The 19602-nt window shown below is 66.6% G+C and carries 21 protein-coding genes; 12 read left to right on the top strand and 9 right to left on the bottom strand.

What is annotated here, in order from left to right; translation table 11 throughout:
• The 3 genes from DOM67_RS06975 to DOM67_RS06965 all read right to left on the bottom strand — a co-directional run bounded on the left by DOM67_RS06975 (position 1) and on the right by DOM67_RS06965 (position 1788).
• Positions 1-759: a GNAT family protein gene (locus DOM67_RS06975; protein WP_110674919.1), complete on the bottom strand. Its 759-nt coding sequence runs from the start codon at positions 757-759 to the stop codon at positions 1-3.
• 14 nt (positions 760-773) lie between these two features.
• Entirely contained in the window at positions 774-1241 is a 468-nt protein-coding gene (locus tag DOM67_RS06970) for a rhodanese-like domain-containing protein (RefSeq protein WP_110674918.1), read from the bottom strand.
• Positions 1242-1317: 76 nt separating this feature from the next.
• Positions 1318-1788 carry a GNAT family N-acetyltransferase gene (locus tag DOM67_RS06965; RefSeq protein ID WP_110674917.1) on the bottom strand — a complete coding sequence of 157 codons (471 nt, stop codon included), beginning with the start codon at positions 1786-1788 and terminating at the stop codon, positions 1318-1320.
• Positions 1789-1876: 88 nt separating this feature from the next.
• On the opposite strand from DOM67_RS06965, the gene DOM67_RS06960 reads away from it, so the two are divergent.
• Positions 1877-3409, top strand: a complete 1533-nt coding sequence (locus DOM67_RS06960) for a PLP-dependent aminotransferase family protein (RefSeq protein ID WP_110674916.1) — start codon at positions 1877-1879, stop codon at positions 3407-3409.
• A 32-nt stretch (positions 3410-3441) separates the two neighbouring features.
• On the opposite strand, the gene DOM67_RS06955 is transcribed toward DOM67_RS06960, so the two are convergent.
• Both DOM67_RS06955 and DOM67_RS06950 read right to left on the bottom strand, forming a co-directional pair.
• On the bottom strand, positions 3442-4857 hold the full coding sequence (locus DOM67_RS06955; RefSeq protein WP_110674915.1) for a mechanosensitive ion channel domain-containing protein: 1416 nt from the start codon (positions 4855-4857) through the stop codon (positions 3442-3444).
• A gap of 170 nt (positions 4858-5027) precedes the next feature.
• The gene (locus DOM67_RS06950) at positions 5028-5534 is read right to left on the bottom strand and encodes a YchJ family metal-binding protein (protein ID WP_198651743.1); all 507 of its coding nucleotides are present in this window, start codon (positions 5532-5534) and stop codon (positions 5028-5030) included.
• Between the two features lie 295 nt (positions 5535-5829).
• Between DOM67_RS06950 and DOM67_RS06945 the strand changes: the two genes are divergently transcribed.
• Together DOM67_RS06945 and DOM67_RS06940 are read left to right on the top strand one after the other, a co-directional pair.
• Entirely contained in the window at positions 5830-6543 is a 714-nt protein-coding gene (locus tag DOM67_RS06945) for a DUF3581 family protein (RefSeq protein ID WP_035474140.1), read from the top strand.
• 143 nt (positions 6544-6686) lie between these two features.
• The gene (locus DOM67_RS06940; protein WP_110674914.1) at positions 6687-7601 is read left to right on the top strand and encodes an ion transporter; all 915 of its coding nucleotides are present in this window, start codon (positions 6687-6689) and stop codon (positions 7599-7601) included.
• A gap of 228 nt (positions 7602-7829) precedes the next feature.
• On the opposite strand, the gene DOM67_RS06935 is transcribed toward DOM67_RS06940, so the two are convergent.
• Positions 7830-8861 (bottom strand): histone deacetylase family protein, encoded by a 1032-nt coding sequence (locus DOM67_RS06935; RefSeq protein WP_110674913.1) that lies wholly within the window; start codon positions 8859-8861, stop codon positions 7830-7832.
• A gap of 280 nt (positions 8862-9141) precedes the next feature.
• Here DOM67_RS06935 and DOM67_RS06930 point away from each other — a divergent pair, with 280 nt between their 5' ends.
• Both DOM67_RS06930 and DOM67_RS06925 read left to right on the top strand, forming a co-directional pair.
• A complete protein-coding gene (locus DOM67_RS06930) occupies positions 9142-9483 on the top strand; it encodes a zinc ribbon domain-containing protein YjdM (RefSeq protein ID WP_110674912.1) in 342 nt (113 codons plus the stop codon).
• A gap of 124 nt (positions 9484-9607) precedes the next feature.
• Positions 9608-10099 (top strand): GNAT family N-acetyltransferase, encoded by a 492-nt coding sequence (locus tag DOM67_RS06925; protein WP_110674911.1) that lies wholly within the window; start codon positions 9608-9610, stop codon positions 10097-10099.
• A gap of 106 nt (positions 10100-10205) precedes the next feature.
• Here the strand turns inward: DOM67_RS06925 and DOM67_RS06920 are convergent, their stop codons facing one another.
• The 3 genes from DOM67_RS06920 to DOM67_RS06910 form a co-directional block, all read right to left on the bottom strand.
• Positions 10206-11267, bottom strand: coding sequence for a sugar ABC transporter substrate-binding protein (locus DOM67_RS06920; RefSeq protein WP_232825163.1), 1062 nt, complete (start codon positions 11265-11267; stop codon positions 10206-10208).
• Between the two features lie 350 nt (positions 11268-11617).
• Positions 11618-11971, bottom strand: a complete 354-nt coding sequence (locus tag DOM67_RS06915) for a hypothetical protein (protein WP_110674910.1) — start codon at positions 11969-11971, stop codon at positions 11618-11620.
• Positions 11968-12441 (bottom strand): hypothetical protein, encoded by a 474-nt coding sequence (locus DOM67_RS06910; protein ID WP_110674909.1) that lies wholly within the window; start codon positions 12439-12441, stop codon positions 11968-11970. The genes DOM67_RS06915 and DOM67_RS06910 overlap by 4 nt, the downstream gene beginning before the upstream one ends.
• A gap of 183 nt (positions 12442-12624) precedes the next feature.
• On the opposite strand from DOM67_RS06910, the gene DOM67_RS06905 reads away from it, so the two are divergent.
• From DOM67_RS06905 to DOM67_RS06875, 7 genes are all read left to right on the top strand, one after another.
• Positions 12625-12993, top strand: coding sequence for a PepSY domain-containing protein (locus tag DOM67_RS06905; protein ID WP_110674908.1), 369 nt, complete (start codon positions 12625-12627; stop codon positions 12991-12993).
• Positions 12994-13028: 35 nt separating this feature from the next.
• Positions 13029-13700: a response regulator transcription factor gene (locus DOM67_RS06900; RefSeq protein ID WP_110674907.1), complete on the top strand. Its 672-nt coding sequence runs from the start codon at positions 13029-13031 to the stop codon at positions 13698-13700.
• On the top strand, positions 13697-15100 hold the full coding sequence (locus DOM67_RS06895) for a HAMP domain-containing sensor histidine kinase (RefSeq protein WP_232825162.1): 1404 nt from the start codon (positions 13697-13699) through the stop codon (positions 15098-15100). The genes DOM67_RS06900 and DOM67_RS06895 overlap by 4 nt, the downstream gene beginning before the upstream one ends.
• A gap of 93 nt (positions 15101-15193) precedes the next feature.
• Positions 15194-16141, top strand: a complete 948-nt coding sequence (locus tag DOM67_RS06890) for a sugar-binding transcriptional regulator (protein WP_110674906.1) — start codon at positions 15194-15196, stop codon at positions 16139-16141.
• A 258-nt stretch (positions 16142-16399) separates the two neighbouring features.
• Positions 16400-17713 (top strand): sugar ABC transporter substrate-binding protein, encoded by a 1314-nt coding sequence (locus tag DOM67_RS06885; RefSeq protein ID WP_110674905.1) that lies wholly within the window; start codon positions 16400-16402, stop codon positions 17711-17713.
• Between the two features lie 195 nt (positions 17714-17908).
• A complete protein-coding gene (locus tag DOM67_RS06880; RefSeq protein WP_198651742.1) occupies positions 17909-18760 on the top strand; it encodes a sugar ABC transporter permease in 852 nt (283 codons plus the stop codon).
• Between the two features lie 13 nt (positions 18761-18773).
• On the top strand, positions 18774-19595 hold the full coding sequence (locus DOM67_RS06875; RefSeq protein ID WP_110674903.1) for a carbohydrate ABC transporter permease: 822 nt from the start codon (positions 18774-18776) through the stop codon (positions 19593-19595).
• The last annotated feature ends 7 nt before the right edge of the window (positions 19596-19602 follow it).

Below are 19602 nucleotides of genomic sequence, written 5' to 3'. Positions count from 1 at the left end.
TCAGGCTCCCGCGGATGTGTCAGGCAGCGGGCGGTGGGTCGCCAGTGGCTGACGCTGCGCTCCCGCGGCGGTGAAGTTGTCCGGGTCGAGCCACTGCCGGTGCACGGCGTGAAGCGCGGGCCACTCATGATCGACCACCGAGAACCAGGCGGTATCGCGGTTACGCCCCTGGACCACCCGGTGCTGGCGGAAGATCCCCTCGAAGCGAAAGCCGAGCCGCTCGGCTGCCCGGCGCGAGGGGGCATTGAGGGCGTCGCACTTCCACTCGAGGCGCCGATAGCCCAGGGCGAAGGCGTGCGCCATCAGCAGCATCAGCGCTTCGCTGGAGAGGCGGCTGCGTGCCATGCGCGGCGAGAAGTTGAGATGGCCGATCTCGATCCGGCCGTCGTCGGGCACGATGTTGAGATAGGTGGCCATGCCCACGACCTGGTCATCCTGGAGATCGATGATTGCGTAGCAACAGTGATCCTGGCCCGCACTCATCGTCCGCAGCCAGCCCTGACAGCCGGTCTCGTCGGCGAACGGGCGGCCGCCGAGATAGGTCCAGCGCGCTTCGCCCTCGCGGTCATCGGCGAGCGCCGGATCGGGATGGCGCCACGCCTGCCACAGCGACGCCGCGTGTTGCTGCGCGTCGAGCGGCTCGAGCCGGCAGTAGCGCCCCGTCAGCACGGCGTGGTCGGGGCGGCGCGCAGGTTGCCAGGCGGCCACCGGCAGACCGATCGGCTGGCCGTGGCGGTTCTCGGTGCAGGAGGGCGACATTGTGGGGACTCTCCTCAGCAGCCGCAGGCAGCGAGCTTGGCGGCGGCCAGGGAACCGGGCTCGGGGCCGCTGGCCAGGGGATGCCCGTCGCGCTGCCAGAAGTCCAGGCCGCCCAGCAGCTCCTTGACCGTGAAGCCCGCCGTGGCCAGCTTGAGCGTGCCCCAGGTCGAGCCGTTGCAGCCGATCCCATCGCAGTAGCAGACGTAGACCCGATCCCGCGCCAGCGCTGCCAGGCTCGTGTCGCTCATCTCGACGTGCGGCAGGCTGATGGCCCCGGGGATGTGCCCGGCCAGGTAGTGCGACCGCGAGCGGGTATCGATCACCACCAGCGTCTCGATGGCGTTGGCGAGATCCTGGGCCAGATCCCAGGCATCGGTGTGCAGGCCGAGCTTGTCGCGCATGGCCGCAGCGGAGATCGCGGGCTCCGAGGGCGGGACTTCCAGCACCCGGGAGGTCGCTGGGGGCGTCGTGATGTCGTTCATGGCCGTGTCTCTCCGTCGGCAGGGTATCCGGTGTTCAGCAGTTGGTATGCGACAGTCCGTATTCAACAGCCCGTATTCAACAGTCCGTATTCAACAAATAAGTGAAGAACGCCTCGTCCCGCTGCCAGCCGAGGTCGTGGTAGCGCGACTGCGCGGTGTGGTTCTCGACCTGGGTCCGCAGCATCAACTGGGTCACGCCATGGTCACGGGCAAGCTGGCGTGCCGCGCGCAGCAGATCGCTGCCCATCCCCTGGCCGCGCGCCTCGGGATCGACGAACAGGTCGTTGAGTATCCAGCGGATCGCCAGGCTGGTGGTCGAGGGCACCGGGAACAGCTGCACGAAGCCGCGGGCGCGGCCAGGGGTATCGCGCGCCAGCAGCAGATGGGCGTCCCCCTTGGCGAAGCGCTGGGCGAGAAAGGCGCGGGCGCCCTCCAGGTCGCCGGGCTGGCGATAGAAGCGTCGGTAGGCGTCGACCAGGGGCGTCAGCTCGGGGATCTCCGCGGCGGTGGCGAGGTCGATCGAGGTCGAGAAGGCGAACGTTGGCATGCTGCGGCTCCGGGCAGTGACTTGAACGGAGTGTGGCGGCATAGTGGTTCCTTGGTAAGAGCCAGTTATTACCAGAGTGAGGGAACCAATGTCCGCATCCCAGGCGCATCAGCTGTGGATCATCGAAGCGCTCGGCTTGAAGCTCGCCGGGTCTGCGCCTCACACCGATTCACCCGTCGCGGCACAAGGCGTGTCGTCGCTCTCCTCGCCCACCCTGGGCCAGCGGCTTTATGCGGCGCTGCGCGAGTCGATCCAGGACGGCGCGCTGGCGCCGGGCAGTCAGTTGCCGGCCTCGCGGCGGCTGGCGGCGGCGTTGGGGATCGGGCGCAATACGGTGCTGGGGGCGGTGGAGCGTCTCGTGGCCGAGGGTTTTCTCCAGGCGCAACCGGGCTCGGGGGTGTTCGTCGCCGAGTGGCAGTCACCGCCGCCGTTGCCCCCTTGCCGCGAGGTCGAGGCGCCGCCGCCACTCTCCGCCCGCGGCACCCGCATTCTCGATTTCGACCGCACCCTGAGTGGCCGCCATAGCGCTTTCGCGCCCGGTGTCCCGGCGCTGGACCGTTTCCCGCGGGAGCGCTGGCAGCGGCTGCTGCGGCGGCACCAGCAGCGCGCGCCGACGGCGTGGTTCGACTATCAGAGCCAGGGCGGGGTGAGCGCGCTGCGCGATGCGCTGTGCGACTACCTGCGGCTGTCGCGCTCGGTGCGCTGCCACCCCGGGCAGATCCTGATCACCCAGGGCGCCCAGCAGGGGTTCGAGCTGGTGGCCAGGCTGCTGGCGGATGTCGGCGATACGCTGTGGATGGAGGAGCCCGGCTATGGCGGGGCGCAATCCTGCTTCGTCTCGGCCGGGCTCGCGCTAGAACCGGTGCCGGTCGACGCCGAGGGGATGAACGTGGCGGCGCTGCCGGCGCAGACCCCCGCGCCGCGACTGATCTACGTGACACCGTCGCACCAGTACCCCTGCGGGGTGACGCTGCCGCTGGCCCGGCGCATGGCGCTGCTGGCACTGGCTCGGCGCCACCGGGCCTGGATCATCGAAGACGACTATGACAGCGAGTTCCGCTACGCCAGTGCGCCGATCGCTTCGCTGCAGGGGCTGATCGAGGCGTCACCGGTGATCTATGTGGGCACCTTCAGCAAGGTGCTCTATCCGGGCATGCGGCTGGGCTATCTGGTGCTGCCGGAGGCGCTGGTCGAGCCGTTCCGGCGCGCCAACGCGCGGCTGCACCGGGAAGGGCAGTACCTGGTACAGGCGGCACTGGCCGACTTCATCCACGAAGGGCACTTCGCGCGCCATGTGGCGCAGATGCGTGAATGCTATCGGCACCGCCAGGCCGCGCTGCGCGAAGCGTTGGCGCCGGCGGTGGCACGCGGCCTGGTGCTGTCGGCGGGGCAGGCGGGCATGCATCTGGTGGCGCGGCTCGACACCCTCGCCGAGGAGCGCGCCCTGGTCGAGCAGGCCGCGGCGGCAGACATTCTGCTCTCGCCGCTGTCGCACTATTATCTGCGACCGCCCGTCGAGGCGGGGCTGGTACTCGGCTACGCCGGGGCGACGCCGGCCGAGATCGCGCGGGCGGGTGGGTGGTTGGCCCAGCGCTGGCTGGCCCTGCGCGGGGAGGCCTGACGCCCCGGCTGCGATGAGGTACCAACGCCGATTCAGGCGTCGGCGTCGCCGGAGCCGGTGTCATCATCGCTCGGGCCCGGGCGGGCACGGGCACCCTTGGCGGTGGTGTCGCGACGCTTCTCGTAATCCTGCGCCTCCTTGCCCGGCGTCTCGTCGCTCCGTGTCTCCTTGCCTGTCGCGCGGCCTCTTGTCGTGCCAGACGACGCACGCTCGCCGTGGGGTGCATCATCCGTCTGGCCACGTTCACTCTCAGGCTGACGGTCGCTCTCATGCTCTTGCTCTGTCGTCGACGACACGTCGGCGTCGCCATCGCGGCGCACGCCGACGCCCTCGGGCAGATAGAGCCGGGAGGCGGGCAGGGCCAGCTCGGCGCCGCGCGCCTCGATGATGTCGCGCACCCGCAGCAGGATCTCCTGCTTGATCTCATGGAAGCGTTGCCAGTCGGTCTCGCGGGTGAAGGCATAGATCATGAGTTCGAGCGCGTACTGGCCGAAGGTGGTGAAGTTGACCGTGATCAGCTCGTTCTGGTCGATCTCTTCGTGGTTCTTGAGCAGCTGGCGGATGTCGCCGGTGATCGCTTCGATGGCGCCGGCATCCTGATAGCGCAGACCTACGGTCTCCCACAGCCGGCGGTTGACCATGCGTGTGGGGGTCTCCACCGAAATCTGGCTGAACCAGGCGTTGGGCACGTAGAGCGGCGGCCCGGCGAAGGTGCGAATGGTGGTCAGACGCCAGCCGATGTCCTCGACCATGCCTTCGATCTCGCGGTCGGGGGAGCGAATCCAGTCGCCGACCACGAACGGCTTGTCCAGGTGAACCACCATGCCGCCGAAGAAGTTGGCCATGACGTCGCGGGCAGCGAAGCCGATCACCAGGCCGCCGAAGCCGCCCATGGCGAGGATGCTCGACATCGACACGCCCAGAATCTGCAGCCCGATCAGGATCAGGGTGACGATCAGTACCGCGCCGACGATCTTGGTCAGCGCCGACGCCGAGGTCTGGTCGACCGGCCGCGCGCGGCAGTTGACCGGCGGGAACACCAGGCGTTGCTCGAGCCGCCGGATCAGGCGGATGCCGCTCCAGGCCAGCAGCAGCAGGGTGATCAGGGCGCCGCTCTTGAACAGGAAACCGGTGAGCTCGGTCACCCCGAGGTGCGAACCGATCACCCCGGCGCTGATCATCAGCGCGCTGATCCAGATCCACCAGCGCAGTGGCAGTCGCAGGGCGTGCAGGAAAGGATCGTCCCAGCGCCGCGGCGAGCGCACCAGGCGCTGCTCCAGCCGGCCGAGCACGAAGTAGAGCACCAGGTCGATGACCGCGGCGAGGATCACGATGGCGGCCGGCAGCAGGATCCATCCGGGCAGGCCGAGCCAGTCGCCCAGCCGCTGCTGCAGGTGCGCCAGGGTCTGTGTCGAGAGCGTCTGTGTCGCGTCGTCCAGAATCTTCATCTGCCTGCTGTATCTGCCATCGTGTCTGCCGGCCAGGGCCACATGGGTCCAGGGCGGGGCGGCGTCGGGTAACGAGTAAGCAGCCTAGTCGCGCCTTGGCCCGCCTGCCAGCTCGCCATCTGCCGCTGGCAGGGTCGCTGACAGGGCCGTTGGTATGGTCGCGCCTGGGTTCAGGGGTGGCAGCAGCGCTTGGCCTTCTTGCCGCTGCCGCAGGGGCAGGGGGCGTTGCGCTGGGGGCTTGCGCTGGCGGGTGCGGGGTCGATCTCACCGTCCAGATAGCGCCAGCGCCCCTGGCGGCGGCGGAAGCGCGAGCGCTCGTGAAGCATGGCCTGCTTGGCACCCGGTGCCGGATTCAGCGGACGGTAGTACGCCTTGAACGTCACCGTGCCCTGACTGCCGCGGGCGCTGCTCTCGATGATCTCCAGGCCCAGCCAGTCGCAGTCGCGCTGGTCGAGCAGCTCGGGGGTCAGCGCCTTGTCACGGGTATCCGGGTCCCAGGTGTGATACAGGTAGTATCCCAGGTTGCCGAGTGCAAAGGCTGAGTAACGCGAACGCATCAGTGCCTCGGGCGTGGCCGGCAGGGTCTCACCGAGATGATGCGGCTGGCAGCAGTCGGCGTAGTTGCGGCCGCTGCCACAGGGGCAGGGCGACGTCGCGGGCGGCATGGTCTGGGACATGGCGGCATCCTGGCGGGTTCGATGGGCGAATCGGGGGCCTGTCGAGACGCTGAGCGTCAGAGGTGCCGGGCCCTCGAGGCGCATGCTGCAGGCCTCCGACAACTTCATTCGCTGCGCCGCCTCCTGCTGCGGAAACGACACGATGTCGCGGTCGCGATGGGAATCTCGACGGACCCTGAGCTATTATTTGTCGCAAAACGTTAATGCGGCGCTGAACTTGGAGATGGCTTGTGGTAAAAAGCGCGTCTTGATCAATGCTCCGGAGCCAGTCACTCGACTTGCAGGTCGATTGCCCATGTTTCTCGACGAGTTTCATTCTACCGACGCCGGCCACTTTTGCATCTCTGCGGAGCAGGCCAGCCGGTTCGCCCGCGAAATCGCCGGCGATTACAATCCGATCCACGACCCCTGTGCGCGGCGCTTCTGCGTGCCCGGCGATCTGCTGTTCGCACTGGTGCTGTCGCACTACGGGCTGTCGCAGCGGATGACCTTCCACTTCTGTGGCATGGTCGGCGACCGCGTGCCGCTGCACTTCGTCGAGGATGGTGCCGGCACGGTGAGCGTCGAGGACGCCGCCGGCAAGCAGTACCTGCGCGTCGAGCGCGAGGGCTGGACGCTGCGCGACCCGGCCACGGTGGAGACGTTTACCCGGCGTTACGTGGCGTTTTCCGGGCGCAACTTCCCGCACTATCTGAAGCCGCTGCTCGAAGACAAGGGGGTCATGTTCAACCCCCAGCGTCCGCTGGTGATCTACGACAGCATGGGCTTCAGCCTCGAAGATCACGACCCCTGCGATCTCGATCTCGAATTCGCCGGGGCCGAGCTCGACGTCAAGGGCAAGCGCGGCGAGGCACTGCTGGAGTTTCGCATGCGCTGCCAGGGGCGCGCGGTGGGTACCGGCTCCAAGAAGCTGGTGATCAGCGGCTTGCAAGCCTACGACGCGGAGAAGATGGAGACCTTCGTCACCAACTTCACCCAGCTCAAGGCCGCCAACCCCTGCTCTGCCTGACGGGTGGGGCCTGCCTGATCTAGGCCGCGTGGCACTGGTCGAGTGAGGCGGCTCGGGCGGTGCAGCGCTGTCCCGAGCCTGTCGACGTCGGCTGACGCGTGCGCGGCACCGACATCCTCGTCGTCATCGTCTGCGGATGGCCCATGAAACAGCATGTCTCTCCCTTTCAGCTCTTCGTGCTGGCAATCTCGTTCTACGTACTCGCGGCGCTGTTCGCGAGCGCCTTCCTGCACCTGCCACCGGAGATCGAGCGGCTGATCGGCTACCTCGACTATCTGGTCTGCGTGGTCTTCTTCATCGATTTCTGTCTGCGCTTCTACCGCGCGCCGAGCAAGTGGCGCTACATGCGCTGGGGCTGGCTCGATCTGCTCTCGTGTATCCCTGCCGGCTGGTTCCAGGCGGCGCGGCTGGCGCGTGTGGTGCAGGTGCTGCGGGTGCTGCGCGCGCTGCGTTCGATGGAGCTGATCTGGCAGCTGCTGTTTCGCAACCGCGCCGAAGGTGTGCTTGCCTCCGTCGCCACGGCGACCGTGCTGCTGGTGGTGGTGAGTGCGGTGACGGTGCTGCTGGTCGAGGCCCCCGATCCGCACAGTCCGATCAATACGGCCGAGGATGCGCTGTGGTGGGCGATCGTCACGGTGACCACCGTGGGCTACGGCGACTACTACCCGGTGACCACCCTGGGGAGGATCGTCGCTGTCCTGCTGATGGTCTGTGGCGTGGGTCTGTTCGGGAGTTTCGCGGCCTATGTCAGCTCGCTGTTCGTCGAGGATCAGGGGGAGTCAGAGTCGCGCCAGCACAAGGCCAACCGGCGCATGATGCGCCACATGATCGAACAGGTCAGTGAGCTGCAGACGGAGATCGAGGCGCTGCGCGCCGAGCTGCGCACGCATCGCCAGGAGCTGGAGACGCATCATGTACCTGTCGAGGCGGCCAGAGAGAGTGCCGGTCCAGCGCACGACGCTCAATCAGCGCAAGATGTTCAATCAGCGCACGATGCTCCGTCAGCGCAAGATACACCGTCAGGGGAGGATGCGTTCCCGGGGCCGAAACGGCGATGATGTTGGGAGGCGGGCGTTGTGTTGCGTGTGAAATATAAGGGTGCTAATCTATTCCCTATCGAATGAAGCACTGATTGCACATTCCTTGGTAGTCGTCGTTCGAGTCGCGTCTGAGACGCATCTCCTAGGTAACACCCCGCCTCGCCCGCGCATCCCCCCTCTTGCGCGGGCTTTTTTTGGTCTGAAGGGTGCCCGCCAGTCTTGAATGGAGCACTTCGGGGCGGCGTATCAGCCGGCGTCGAAGCCGCTCAGCACATTGACCACATTGACCCCGATCTCCTCCACGGCATAGCCACCTTCGAGCAGGAACACCGTAGGCAGGCCGGTGCGCTTGAGCAGGCCGCCGTAGTCGCTGAAGTCGTCGCTTTCTAGGGTGAACGAGCTGATCGGATCCTGGGCGAAGGTATCGACCCCCAGGGAGACGATCAGCAACTCGGCGCCGAACGTCTGGATACGCGCCAGGGCGTCCTCCAGCGCCTGGCGCCAGCGCGGGTAGCCGGTGCCCGGCGGCAGCGGGTAGTTGAGGGTGAAGCCGGCGCCGCGGCCGCTGCCGGTCTCGTCGGCATAGCCCAGGTAGTAGGGGAACTCCAGCGCCGGGTCGCCATGGATCGAGGCGAACAGCACGTCGTCGCGGGTGTAGAAGATCTCCTGGGTGCCGTTGCCGTGGTGGAAGTCGACATCGAGGATGGCGACCCGCGCGACACCGTGGTCACGGGCGTGCTGGGCAGCGATTGCGGCATTGTTGAAGAAGCAGTAGCCACCGAACTGATCGCGGGCGGCGTGGTGGCCGGGGGGGCGGCACAGTCCGAAGGCGCCGCCGCCGTGGGCGAGCACCTGGTCGGTGGCGGCCAGCGCGATATCCTTGCTCGCCAGCGCGGCACGGAAGGTGCCGGCGCAGACCGAGGTTTCCGCCGCCAGGGCGTAGTAGCCGAGACGCCCCTCGAGATTGTCGGGAATACGGTCGCCGCGCAGGGTGCGCGCCGGCCAGATGCTGGGGATCGGCTCTCCGCCGTGGCCTTCGGCCTGCCAGTTGTCCCACAGGTTCTCCAGGAACTCGACATAAGCGGCGTCATGGATCTCGAGCACACCCGCCAGCCCGCGGCGTTCCGGGTCGCGCACCTCGCCAAGGGCCGCGGCGCGAATCCGAGCGAGAATGATCTCCACCCGTTCGGGGCACTCGAACGGGGTCACCAACTGGCCGCCGTGGAGTTCGCTGCGGGGATGGCGGAGCTGGGTGTCGGCGGTATGGAAGGTCAGCATGGGGGCTCCTGTGGACGGATGACGACGCGGCAGATGCCAAAAAAGGGTGCCGGTCGCGGGCGAGCGGCGTGCCCAGCATAACCTGTGTGGGCTCGGGCGTGCGGGGCACTGAGGTCACGTCGGCCGCGCGACAAAGCGTCGCTGCCAGCCGCCAGGCGCTGGGCAGGGGCGTGTGAGGGGATTACAATCGCGCCCCCAATCGTCAGACAGCACCCGGCGTACACCTGCTGGCTCCCTAGCCCGGTGTCGTGGGGTCGTCGCCATCGCCATGGATCTTGATATGAGTGAGTTGCCCCCCTGCCCGCAGTGCGCCTCGACCTACACTTACGCCGACATGAACCTCTATGTCTGCCCCGAGTGTGGTCACGAATGGTCCGGCGAAGCCGAGGCGGAGAGCGCCGGCGATACCCCCGCGATCGTGGATGCCAATGGTACGCCGCTGGCCGATGGCGACAGCGTCACCGTGATCAAGGACCTCAAGGTCAAGGGTTCCTCGCTGGTGGTGAAAGTGGGGACCAAGGTCAAGAGTATTCGCCTGGTCGACGGCGACCACGACATCGACTGCAAGATCGATGGCATCGGTGCCATGAAGCTCAAGTCGGAATTCGTCAAGAAGGCGTGAGACGAGGCCAGTCGCTGCCGCTCGCCGTGATAGGCTGGATACGAAAACGGCCTACGCTCGCGGACTTTCCGTACCAACCCTAGGGTTGGGGGCGTCGCACCGCTAACGTCTTCAGGAATCTCAGATGCCCTCGTCACTGCCCGTGCTGCGCCGCCTGCGCCCCGACTCCCCCCATCTCGAGACGCTGGCGCGCTGGACCTACACCGCCTGGGGGGCGCGCTACCCGGAGGAGAGCTGGCCGCAGTGGCGTGATGACATGCGGCGACAGTGTGGGGAGCAGGGCGTGCCCTCGGTGTTCGTCGCGCTCGCCGAGGAGGCGGGGCGTGAGATCCCGGTGGGCACCGCCAGCCTCACCGCCAGCGATCTGGATACGCGCCCCGAGCTGACGCCGTGGCTGGCGTCGGTGTTCGTGCCGTCGGCGTGGCGCGGACGGGGGATTGCCTCAGCGCTGGTCGAGCGCGTGGCCGAGGAAGCGCGCGCGGCGGGCTGCTCCGGCTGCTATCTCTATACCCCCGACCAGCAGGCGCTCTATGCCCGCCAGGGCTGGCAGGCGCAGGAGGCGCTCGATTACCGCGGTGAGCGGGTCACCCTGATGTGGCGTGGTTGGTCTGCGTGAGCGCAGCGACGCCCTGGTGACAGGCTGCCGCTGCGCTGCCCGATCATGGTAGGGGGTAGGAGATGGCGCGCATCTCAGCGGTGGCGCATCCTGTCTTGCGATGGCTTCAGCCCCAGCAGCGCTTCAGACCTTCTTCCGTACTGATGGACTCGACGCCCTCGACCGGTTGGTCGGTGACCAGGTTGACTCCGGTATTGGTGAAGTCCAGGCCCGGGCTGTTCTGAGGTTTCTCGCCGGTTTCCACGTAGGTCTTGACCGCCTCGATACCTTTCGACGCCATCAGTAGCGGGTACTGCTGCGACGTGGCGCCGATGATGCCTTCCTGAACGTTCTTCACCCCCGGGCAGCCGCCATCGATGGAGACGATAGTCGCCTGATCCTGCAATCCCACCGACTTGAGTGCCTGATAGGCGCCGGCCGCTGCGGGTTCGTTGATGGTGTAGACCAGGTTGATGTTCGGCTCCTTCTGCAACAGGTTTTCCATCGCCGTGCGTCCGCGATCTTCGGCACCGTAGCTCAGGTCGTGGCCGACGATGCGCGGATCGTCCTCGTCACCCCAACGGTTGGGGTCCTTGATATCGATGCCGAAGCCCTGCATGAACCCCTGATCGCGCTGTACGCCCACGGAGGGTTGACTGACCGCCAGATCCAGGAATGCGATATGCGCTTGCTCATCGCCCATGTGCTGCTTGGCCCACTCGCCGATCAGCTTGCCGGCCTCGAAGTTGTCGGTGGCGAAGGTCGCATCGGCGGCGCTGGCCGGCTGCAGCTTGGTATCGAGGGCGACAATCATCAGGCCGGCCTGACGCGCTCTCTGGATGGCGGGTAGGATCGCCTTGGTGTCCGACGGGGTGATCAAGATGCCGTCGACGCCATCGGCGATGCAGGTTTCAATGGCGTCGACTTGTCCCTGGTTGTCACCGTCGTACTTGCCGGCATAGGTTTTCAGCGCCACCCCCAGTTCATTCGCCTTCTGTTCGGCCCCCTTCTTCATGGTCACGAAATAGGGGTTGGTATCGGTCTTGGTGATCAGACACGCGCTGACATCCTTGGCAAAGGCGGGCGAAGCGAGGAGTGCGGCACCCATCGCGCCACAGTACGCCAGAGATTGGATCCAGATTTTTTTCATTGAGAACACCTGCGTCGCGATCGAGTTGGGTTGCTCCATCCCGGAATTGCCGCTCTGGCATGCCAAGCGGCTTGATACGCTACGGGATGTTGTCGATTTGGCTGGCAGTGTGACTTTTTGTAAATAGCGCAAAAGTCTAGTACTTGCAGGTATGAAAGATGTCGCACGTCACGCTGCTCGCGCTCGTCGTGGTCCGGGGCGTGTCGTGTGGAGGTCTTGTGTGGGGGTGTAGTAAGGGGGATACGGCAGGCTTGCTGGCTGACGGGGCAGGGGAGGGAGTGGCACAGCCCATGGGCGGCCGCGGGAGGTGGCGCGACCGCGCCAACGCCGTGAGACTCGTGACGTCGGCGCGGCCGGAGCGGAAGGTGGGGGCTACGGCAAGGGTCGCCTCAGCGCTCGGAGCGCACCTCGTACTCGCCCTCCAGCACACGCTGGCTGCGGGGCTCGCCGCCGGGCTCGGTATGGTCGGCGCTGCCGCCGGCGTACTGGGCGCGGGAGGCGCGCACCTGCTCGGCGCGTTTTTTCATGCGGTGGCGCAGGAAAGGCAGCATGGCCCAGCCGACGATCAGGAAGAACAGCCCCAGCAGGGTGCCGACGAACAGCATGATCCCGAAGAGCAGCCAGGTGAAGAGCATTCTCAGGCCGCTCGCGCCCTGGCCGGGGCGTGTCTGGTTGACCCGCTCGCGCCACTGCTGCGCGGCGCGCCAGGCGGCGTTTTGCTGCTGTTGGCGATGATCGGTCATCGGGTCTCTCCGGTGGCGTTCAGTGCGTCGCGGCGCAGGTCGAGATCGAGGTCGTGACGATTGGCGTCGTAGCCTTCGATCTCGACGTGCCCATTACTATCGACCTCGAGTTCGTCGAAGCGTTGCATCCCGCGGGCCTGGGCCAGGCTCAGCGCCTGACGCAGCTGGTCGCCGGTGAGGCTCCAGTCGGGCACGCTGGAACGGCGCTGACTCTCGCGGGTCAGGCTGGCGTCGTCGAGCTGCATCGAGATATCCAGCTCCCAGCCATCGTTGCGCCAGCCCTCGACTTCCAGCACATTGTCGTCGCGGTCGATGTCGAGTTTTTCGTAGCGGCTGAAACCGTACTGTTCGGCCTTGCCGAGCAGCCCATCGAGTTCAGCGTAGGAAAGGGTGCCATCGTTGGCCATGGCGCCGGTACTCAGGCCGCAACCCATGGCGACAGCGGGCAACATCCAGAGACGATATTTCATGGCAGTTCTCCCTGTCTATCTGGCAGCGGGCGCCGCGCAGCGAACGCCCTGTACTCTCGTTATACGCCGGGCGACCTTGCCCGGGACTGACAGTGCCGTTCATCTGCGGTTCATCGCCTCAGGCCCACGCCGGCGCGGCTGGCGTTCATTCTTGGTTCATCGCCGATGGGGCAGACTGCGGGCATGAAAATGCGCAACGTTATCGCTCTCCTGATCATCCTGCCGTGCCTGGCCAGCGGCGCGCTGGTGCCCGTGTCGGCGGCGGATGACGATGCCGATACGGCGAACCAGGACTGGCACGATCTCCACAAGGAGGTCAAGGCCGGCCATCTGGTGCCGATGACCACGATCATGGACTGGCTCGAGGCGCGTTTCGAGGGGCAGATCCTCGAAGTCGAGCTGGAGCAGGACCATGGCCACGGCAGCATCGAGTACGAGGTGGAGATGATCGGCCCCCAGGGCCAGGTGGTGGAGTTCGAGTTCGATGCCACGACCGGCGAGCTACTCAGCATCGAAGGCGTTAATATCGAGGCCATGAAGAAGACGCCGTGAGCCAGTGAAGGGAGTCGTGGGATGGGAGTCGATGTATGAAGGTACTGCTGGTCGAGGATGACGCGGCGCTCGCCGACGCGCTGGTGTCGGCGCTGGAGGAGGCCGGTCTGTTGATGGAGTCGACCACCACCGGCAGCGAGGCCGACTATCTGGTGCGTACCGAACGCTACGATGCGCTGATTCTCGATCTCGGTTTGCCGGACGGTGATGGCACCCGCTGGCTGTCGCAGTGGCGCGAGGATGAGATCGACCTCCCGGTGCTGGTACTGACCGCCCGCGAGCGCTGGTCGGACAAGGCCGCGGGCTTCTCCGCCGGCGCCGACGACTACGTGGTCAAACCGTTCGAGACCGCCGAGATCCTGTTCCGCCTGCGCGCCCTGGTGCGGCGCAGCCACGGCCACTCGCATCCGGTGCTAAGGGTCGGTGAGCTGACCCTGGATACCCATACCGGCAGCGTCACCCTGGCCGGGCGGCCGATCACCCTGACCGCCCAGGAGTCGCGCCTGCTCTCCTACCTGATGCACGCCTCGCCGCGCATCGTCAGCCGCGCCGAACTCTCCGAACACGTCTACAACCGCGACCACGAGCCTGACTCCAACGTCATCGACGTGCAGATCAGCCGTCTGCGGCGCAAGTTCGGCCGCGCGCGGATCGAGACGCTGCGCGGTCAGGGCTACCGGCTGGTCGACCTCGAGGCCGAGGCTTGAGCGCCAGCCGGCTCTCGCGTCTGATTCGGAGCAAGCACCGGCTGCGCTGCGCGCCCCTCGGCACCCGCTTGCTGCTGGCGTCACTGGTGCTGGTGGTGGTGCTGCTGCCGCTGGCCGGTTTCGGCCTCACCTACAACTTCCGCGAGTCGGCCACGGCCTCCTTCGACAGCCGCCTGGAGTCCCAGCTCAATGCACTGCTGGCGGGCATTCAGGTCTATGGGATGGGCCAGCATCTGCGGCTCAATCGCTCGCTGGGGGATGCGCGCTTCGAGCGGGTCTACTCCGGCTGGTACTGGCAGGTGACCGACGAGGGGGATCTGACCCTCACCTCGCGCTCGTTGTGGGATCAGCGCCTGCCCACTCCCAAGCCGGAGAATGGCGTCAACGTGTTCGCCATCACCGGCCCGCGCGACGAGCCTCTGCGCATGATCGAGCGTGATATCCGCGTGCCCGGCCACCCCAAGGTGATCCGTGTCGCCCTGGCCGGCTCCACCCGCGAACTCGACCGGGAAGTGGGGCGCTTCGAGCGCCTGTTGATCATCTCGCTGGCCACCTTTGCCGTGCTGCTGCTGGCCGGATTGGCGCTGCAGATGCGCTGGGGCCTGGCGCCACTGCGGCGCATGTCGGCCAACCTGCGCGCGGTGGAGGAGGGCGAGGCCGAGCGGCTGGACACCCAGCTACCCGTCGAGCTCGAAGAGCTGGCGCTGGCGATGAACAGCGTGCTCGAGCGCGACCGCCGCCTGATCGAGCGTGGCCGCGCCGCCGCGGGCAATCTGGCGCATGCGTTGAAGACCCCGGTGAGCGTGCTCAAGACCCTGGCCGAGCGCTTCCCCGCCGAGCAGCGCCAGCCGATCAACACCGAGCTTTCGCGGATCGACGACGCCGTGCGTCACCATCTGGCGCGCGCCTCCGCCGCCGGCGGGCTGGCCTTCGCCGGGCGGGTCACCATCGCTGAAGCGGTGGCGCCGGTGGTGCAGGGGCTGTCGCGCCTCGCCGAGCGCCGCGGCGTCGGCTTCGAGGCGCAGATCGATCCCACCGCGACGGCGCGCATCGATCCCCAGGACCTGCAGGAGCTGGTCGGCAATCTGCTCGAGAACGCGCTGCGCTGGGCCGGGGCGCGGGTCAGCCTGGTGGTGCGCCAGGTCGAGCACGGCGTGCGTCTGCGGGTCGAGGACGACGGCCCCGGGATGACCCGGGCGCAGAGCGAATCGGCATTGGCGCGTGGGGTGCGACTCGACACCAGTGCCGCCGGCTCGGGGCTGGGTCTGGCGATCGTCGAGGATCTGATGGCGCTCTACGGCGGCGAGCTGACCCTGGATCGCGCCCCTCTGGGCGGCCTCGCCGCCGATGTCTGGCTGCCGGCATCGCCGGTCTCGGCGCAGCTGGAGAAGTCCGACTGAGCGGGCGCCACGGGTATCGCATTTGCCACCGGTGAGGCGAGGTTGAGATGATCCCTTGCGACGCACCCGGCTCGGGCACAGGTAAGACGGATCATGGACAAACACGAACTGAAGCGTGAACAGGCGGCCCGTGCGGCGTGGCTCTCCTACGTCGGCGGGCGCACCCAGGACGAGATCGCCGCCCAGCTGGGGGTGTCGCGTCCCGGCGTGCAGCGGCTGCTGGCGCTGGCCCGGGAGGAGGGGTTGGTCAAGATCCGCATCGACCATCCGATCTCCGGCTGCATGGCGATGGGCGATGCCATTCGCGCGCGCTTCGATCTGGCCTTCTGCGATGTGGTGCCCAGCGGCCCCGATGCGATCGGCGGCAACGCCGCTTTCCTCGCCCCCTCCGGGGCGGAGCGCCTGGCCGGGCTGCTCGAACGCCAGGAGCCGCTGACGCTGTGCCTCGGCACCGGGCGCTCGGTGCGCGCCGCGGTGGAAGCGCTGGGGGTGATGGCACGCCCGCAGCACCGCATCGTTTCTCTGGTGGGCAACGTCGCGCGTGATGGCTCCTCCAACCGCTACGATGGGGTGATGATGCTGGCCGACAAGGTCGGCGCCAGTCGCTTTCTGCTGCCGGCCCCGGTGGTCGCTGCCTCGGTCGAGGAGAAGTCGGTGCTGCTGGCGCAGCCGCTGGTGCAGGCGGTGTTTTCGGTGGCCCGTCAGGCCCAGGCCGGGGTGATCGGGATCGGTCGTATCGACCCGCAGGCGACGCTGTTCCAGGACCACTTCATCAGCCGGGGCGAACTCGAGGAGCTGCTCGAGGCGGGGGCCGTGGGCGAGCTGCTGGGCTGGCCGATGAACCTGGCCGGCGAGCTGATCGACTGCCCGCTGACCCGGCGCATCACCAGTCTGCCGCTGGCCGAGCTCGGTGCCCAGCCGCTGATCGGCCTGGCTGGTGGCCGCGACAAGGGCCCGGCGATCCTGAGCGCTCTGCGTGGCGGCTGGCTCAAGGGGCTGGTGACCGATGAGGCGGCGGCGCGTTATCTGCTCGAGGCCTGACCTCGGTACCGTCACCGTCCACTACCGCTATCCTCAAGCCTGTGCTCGACGAGGCTATAGACCATGGTCGATAGCCCCGATCTGGCGCGTGCGCTTGATGTAGATCCATTGAAATCAATGAGTTGTGATATTTTCTTGGCGTCTTTGGCCAAAGTCTAAGGGCCAGGGGTTTGCTTTTCGCGGCAGGCGAAATGATCATTTGACTACGCTGTGAGTAGATTGATCAAAACAACGCCAGTCCTCGCTGAAGGAGCCCCCATGCGCCCGATCTCCCTGATACCCGCCGCCGGTGTCGCGCTGCTGACCTCGCTGGCCGCCCACGCCGAGACCATCACGGTGGCGACGGTCAACAACAACGACATGATCATCATGCAGGGGCTGACCGACGAGTTCGAGAAGGCCCACCCCGATATCAAGCTCGACTGGGTGGTGCTGGAAGAGAACGTGCTGCGTCAGCGCCTGACCACCGATATCGCCACCAACGGCGGCCAGTTCGACGTCATGACCATCGGCACCTACGAGGTGCCGATCTGGGCCCGGCAGGGCTGGCTGACCGCGCTCGACGATCTGCCCAAGGATTACGACGAGGGCGACCTGCTCAAGCCGATCCGCGATGGCCTGAGCCAGAAGGGCAAGCTCTATGCGCTGCCGTTCTACGGCGAAAGCTCGATGATGTACTACCGCAAGGATCTGTTCGACAAGGCCGGCATCCAGATGACCGAGCAGCCGACCTGGAAAGAGGTGCGCGGCTGGGCCGACAAGCTCAACGACCCGGACAACGGCGTCTACGGCATCTGCCTGCGCGGCAAGCCGGGCTGGGGTGAGAACATGGCGTTCCTCTCCACCCTGGTGAACACCTACGGCGGGCGCTGGTTCGACGAGAAGTGGCACCCGGAGATCGACTCGCCGGCGTGGAAGGAAGCGGTCTCCTTCTATGTCGACATGATGAAGAAAGATGGCCCCCCGGGCGCCACCTCCAATGGTTTCAACGAGAACCAGGCGCTGTTCTCCAGCGGCAAGTGCGGCATCTGGGTCGACGCCACCTCGGCGGCGGGGCGCATCTTCGACCCCAGCGAGTCCAAGGTCGCCGACGAGCTCGGCTTCGCTCCGGCGCCGATCGCCAAGACACCCAAGGGCTCGCACTGGCTGTGGTCCTGGGCCCTGGCCATCCCTGAGTCGTCGCAGTCCAAGGACGCCGCCAAGACCTTCATCACCTGGGCGACCTCCAAGGGTTATGTCGACCTGGTCGGCGAGAAGAAGGGCTGGACCAGCGTCCCCCCGGGCACCCGCAAGTCGACCTATGACAATCCCAAGTATCAGCAGGCCGCACCCTTCGCCGACTTCGTGCTCAAGGCGATCGAGAGTGCCGATCCCACCGACCCGAGCATCAAGCCGGTGCCCTACACCGGGGTGCAGTACGCCGATATCCCCGAGTTCCAGGCCATCGGCACCCAGGTCGGCCAGATGATCGCCGCCGCCCTGGCCGGGCAGCAGACGGTCGACCAGGCGCTGAGCGCCGCCCAGCGCTCCGCCGATCGCACCATGCGTCAGGCCGGCTACTACAAGGATTGATCGTGAAGGGGGCGGCTCCGAACGGTGAGAATCCGCTCGGAGTGACGCCCCCGGGCCCACCGCGACAGCTCTCTCGGCATCGTGGTGACCCCGACACCAGGGCGCGGCCGGTTCTCGCTCGGCTGCGCTTCCCTCCCACGCTTACCGATGGGCCTAGCCATGCGTCATAGAGCTTCCGGTCGCACCGTAGGCGGAATGCGTTCGTTCCTGCTGCAGGCGCCCGCTGTCTCCCTGCTGCTGTTGTGGATGCTGGTACCGCTGTGCATGACGCTGTGGTTCTCGTTCCAGCGTTACAATCTGCTCAACCCGTTCATCTCCGGCTTCGCCGGGGTCGACAACTACACCTACCTGCTCACCGATCCGGCGTTGTGGACGGCGATGGGCAATACCCTGCTGCTGGTCGGCTGGGTGCTGGCGATCACCGTGGCCGGCGGCACGCTGCTGGCGGTGCTGTTCCAGCAGGAGTTCTTCGGTCGTGGCATCGCCCGTCTGCTGGTGATCGCGCCGTTCTTCGTCATGCCCACGGTCAGTGCGCTGATCTGGAAGAACATGATGATGCACCCGGTCAACGGGGTGCTGGCGTGGCTGTTCAATCTGTTCGGCTTCCAGGCGGTGGACTGGTTCTCGTCGCTGCCGCTGACCTCGATCATCCTCATCGTGTCGTGGGAGTGGCTGCCGTTCGCGCTGCTGATCCTGCTCACCGCGATCCAGTCCCTCGACGACGATCAGGTCGAGGCGGCGCGCATGGATGGTGCCGGGCCCATCGCGATCTTCTGGTTCATCACCCTGCCGCACCTGAAGCGGGCGATCAGCGTGGTGATCATGATCGAGATGATCTTCCTGCTCACGATCTTCGCCGAGATTTTCGTCACCACCTCCGGCGGTCCGGGGCTGGCGTCGACCAATCTGGCCTACCTGATCTACATCCGCGCGCTGCTCGACTTCGATGTCGGCGGGGCGTCCGCCGGCGGCGTGATCGCCATCGTTCTGGCCAACATCGTGGCGATCTTCCTGATCCGCACCGTGGCCCGGCATCTCGAGACCTGAGGCGAGGTAGCGCATGCACTCTTCCATCACCAAGAAACTGGCGATCACGCTGCTGGCCTGGGCCATTGCGCTGGTCGTGTTCTTCCCTATCTTCTGGATGATTCTCACCGGCTTCAAGACAGAGGGCGAAGCGGTGGCGACACCGCCAAGCCTGTTCTTCGAGCCCACCCTGAGCGGCTACCACGAGGTCATGGCGCGGGCCGACTACGTCAAGTTCGCCATCAACAGCGTGGTGGTGTCGCTCGGCTCGACCCTGCTGGCGCTGCTGATTGCGGTGCCGGCGGCCTACTCGATGGCGTTCCTGCCCACGCCGCGCACCCGCGGCACGCTGCTGTGGATGCTCTCGACCAAGATGCTGCCGCCGGTGGGCGTGCTGATGCCGGTCTATCTGCTGTTCCGCGATATGGGGCTGCTCGACAGCCTGAGCGGGTTGATCGTGATCTACATGCTGATGAACCTGCCGATCGTGGTGTGGATGCTCTACACCTTCTTCAAGGATGTGCCCAAGGACATCCTCGAGGCGGGGCGCATGGATGGTGCCGGCACCCTGCAGGAGGTGCTCTACCTGCTGGTGCCGCTGACCCTGCCGGGGATCGCCTCCACCGGCCTGTTGTCGGTGATCCTGAGCTGGAACGAGGCGTTCTGGAGTCTCAACCTGACCACCTCCAGCGCGGCCCCGCTGACCGCCTTCATCGCTTCGTTCTCGAGCCCCGAGGGGCTGTTCTGGGCCAAGCTCTCCGCCGCCTCGACGATGGCCATCGCGCCGATTCTGATCCTGGGCTGGATGACCCAGAAACAGATGGTCCGCGGTCTGACCTTCGGCGCCGTCAAATAAGGAATTC

Origin of the sequence: Salinicola sp. RZ23, assembly GCF_003206675.1 — a bacterium.
Lineage (GTDB): Bacteria > Pseudomonadota > Gammaproteobacteria > Pseudomonadales > Halomonadaceae > Salinicola > Salinicola endophyticus.
This window is presented reverse-complemented; position numbering and strand designations above follow the sequence as displayed.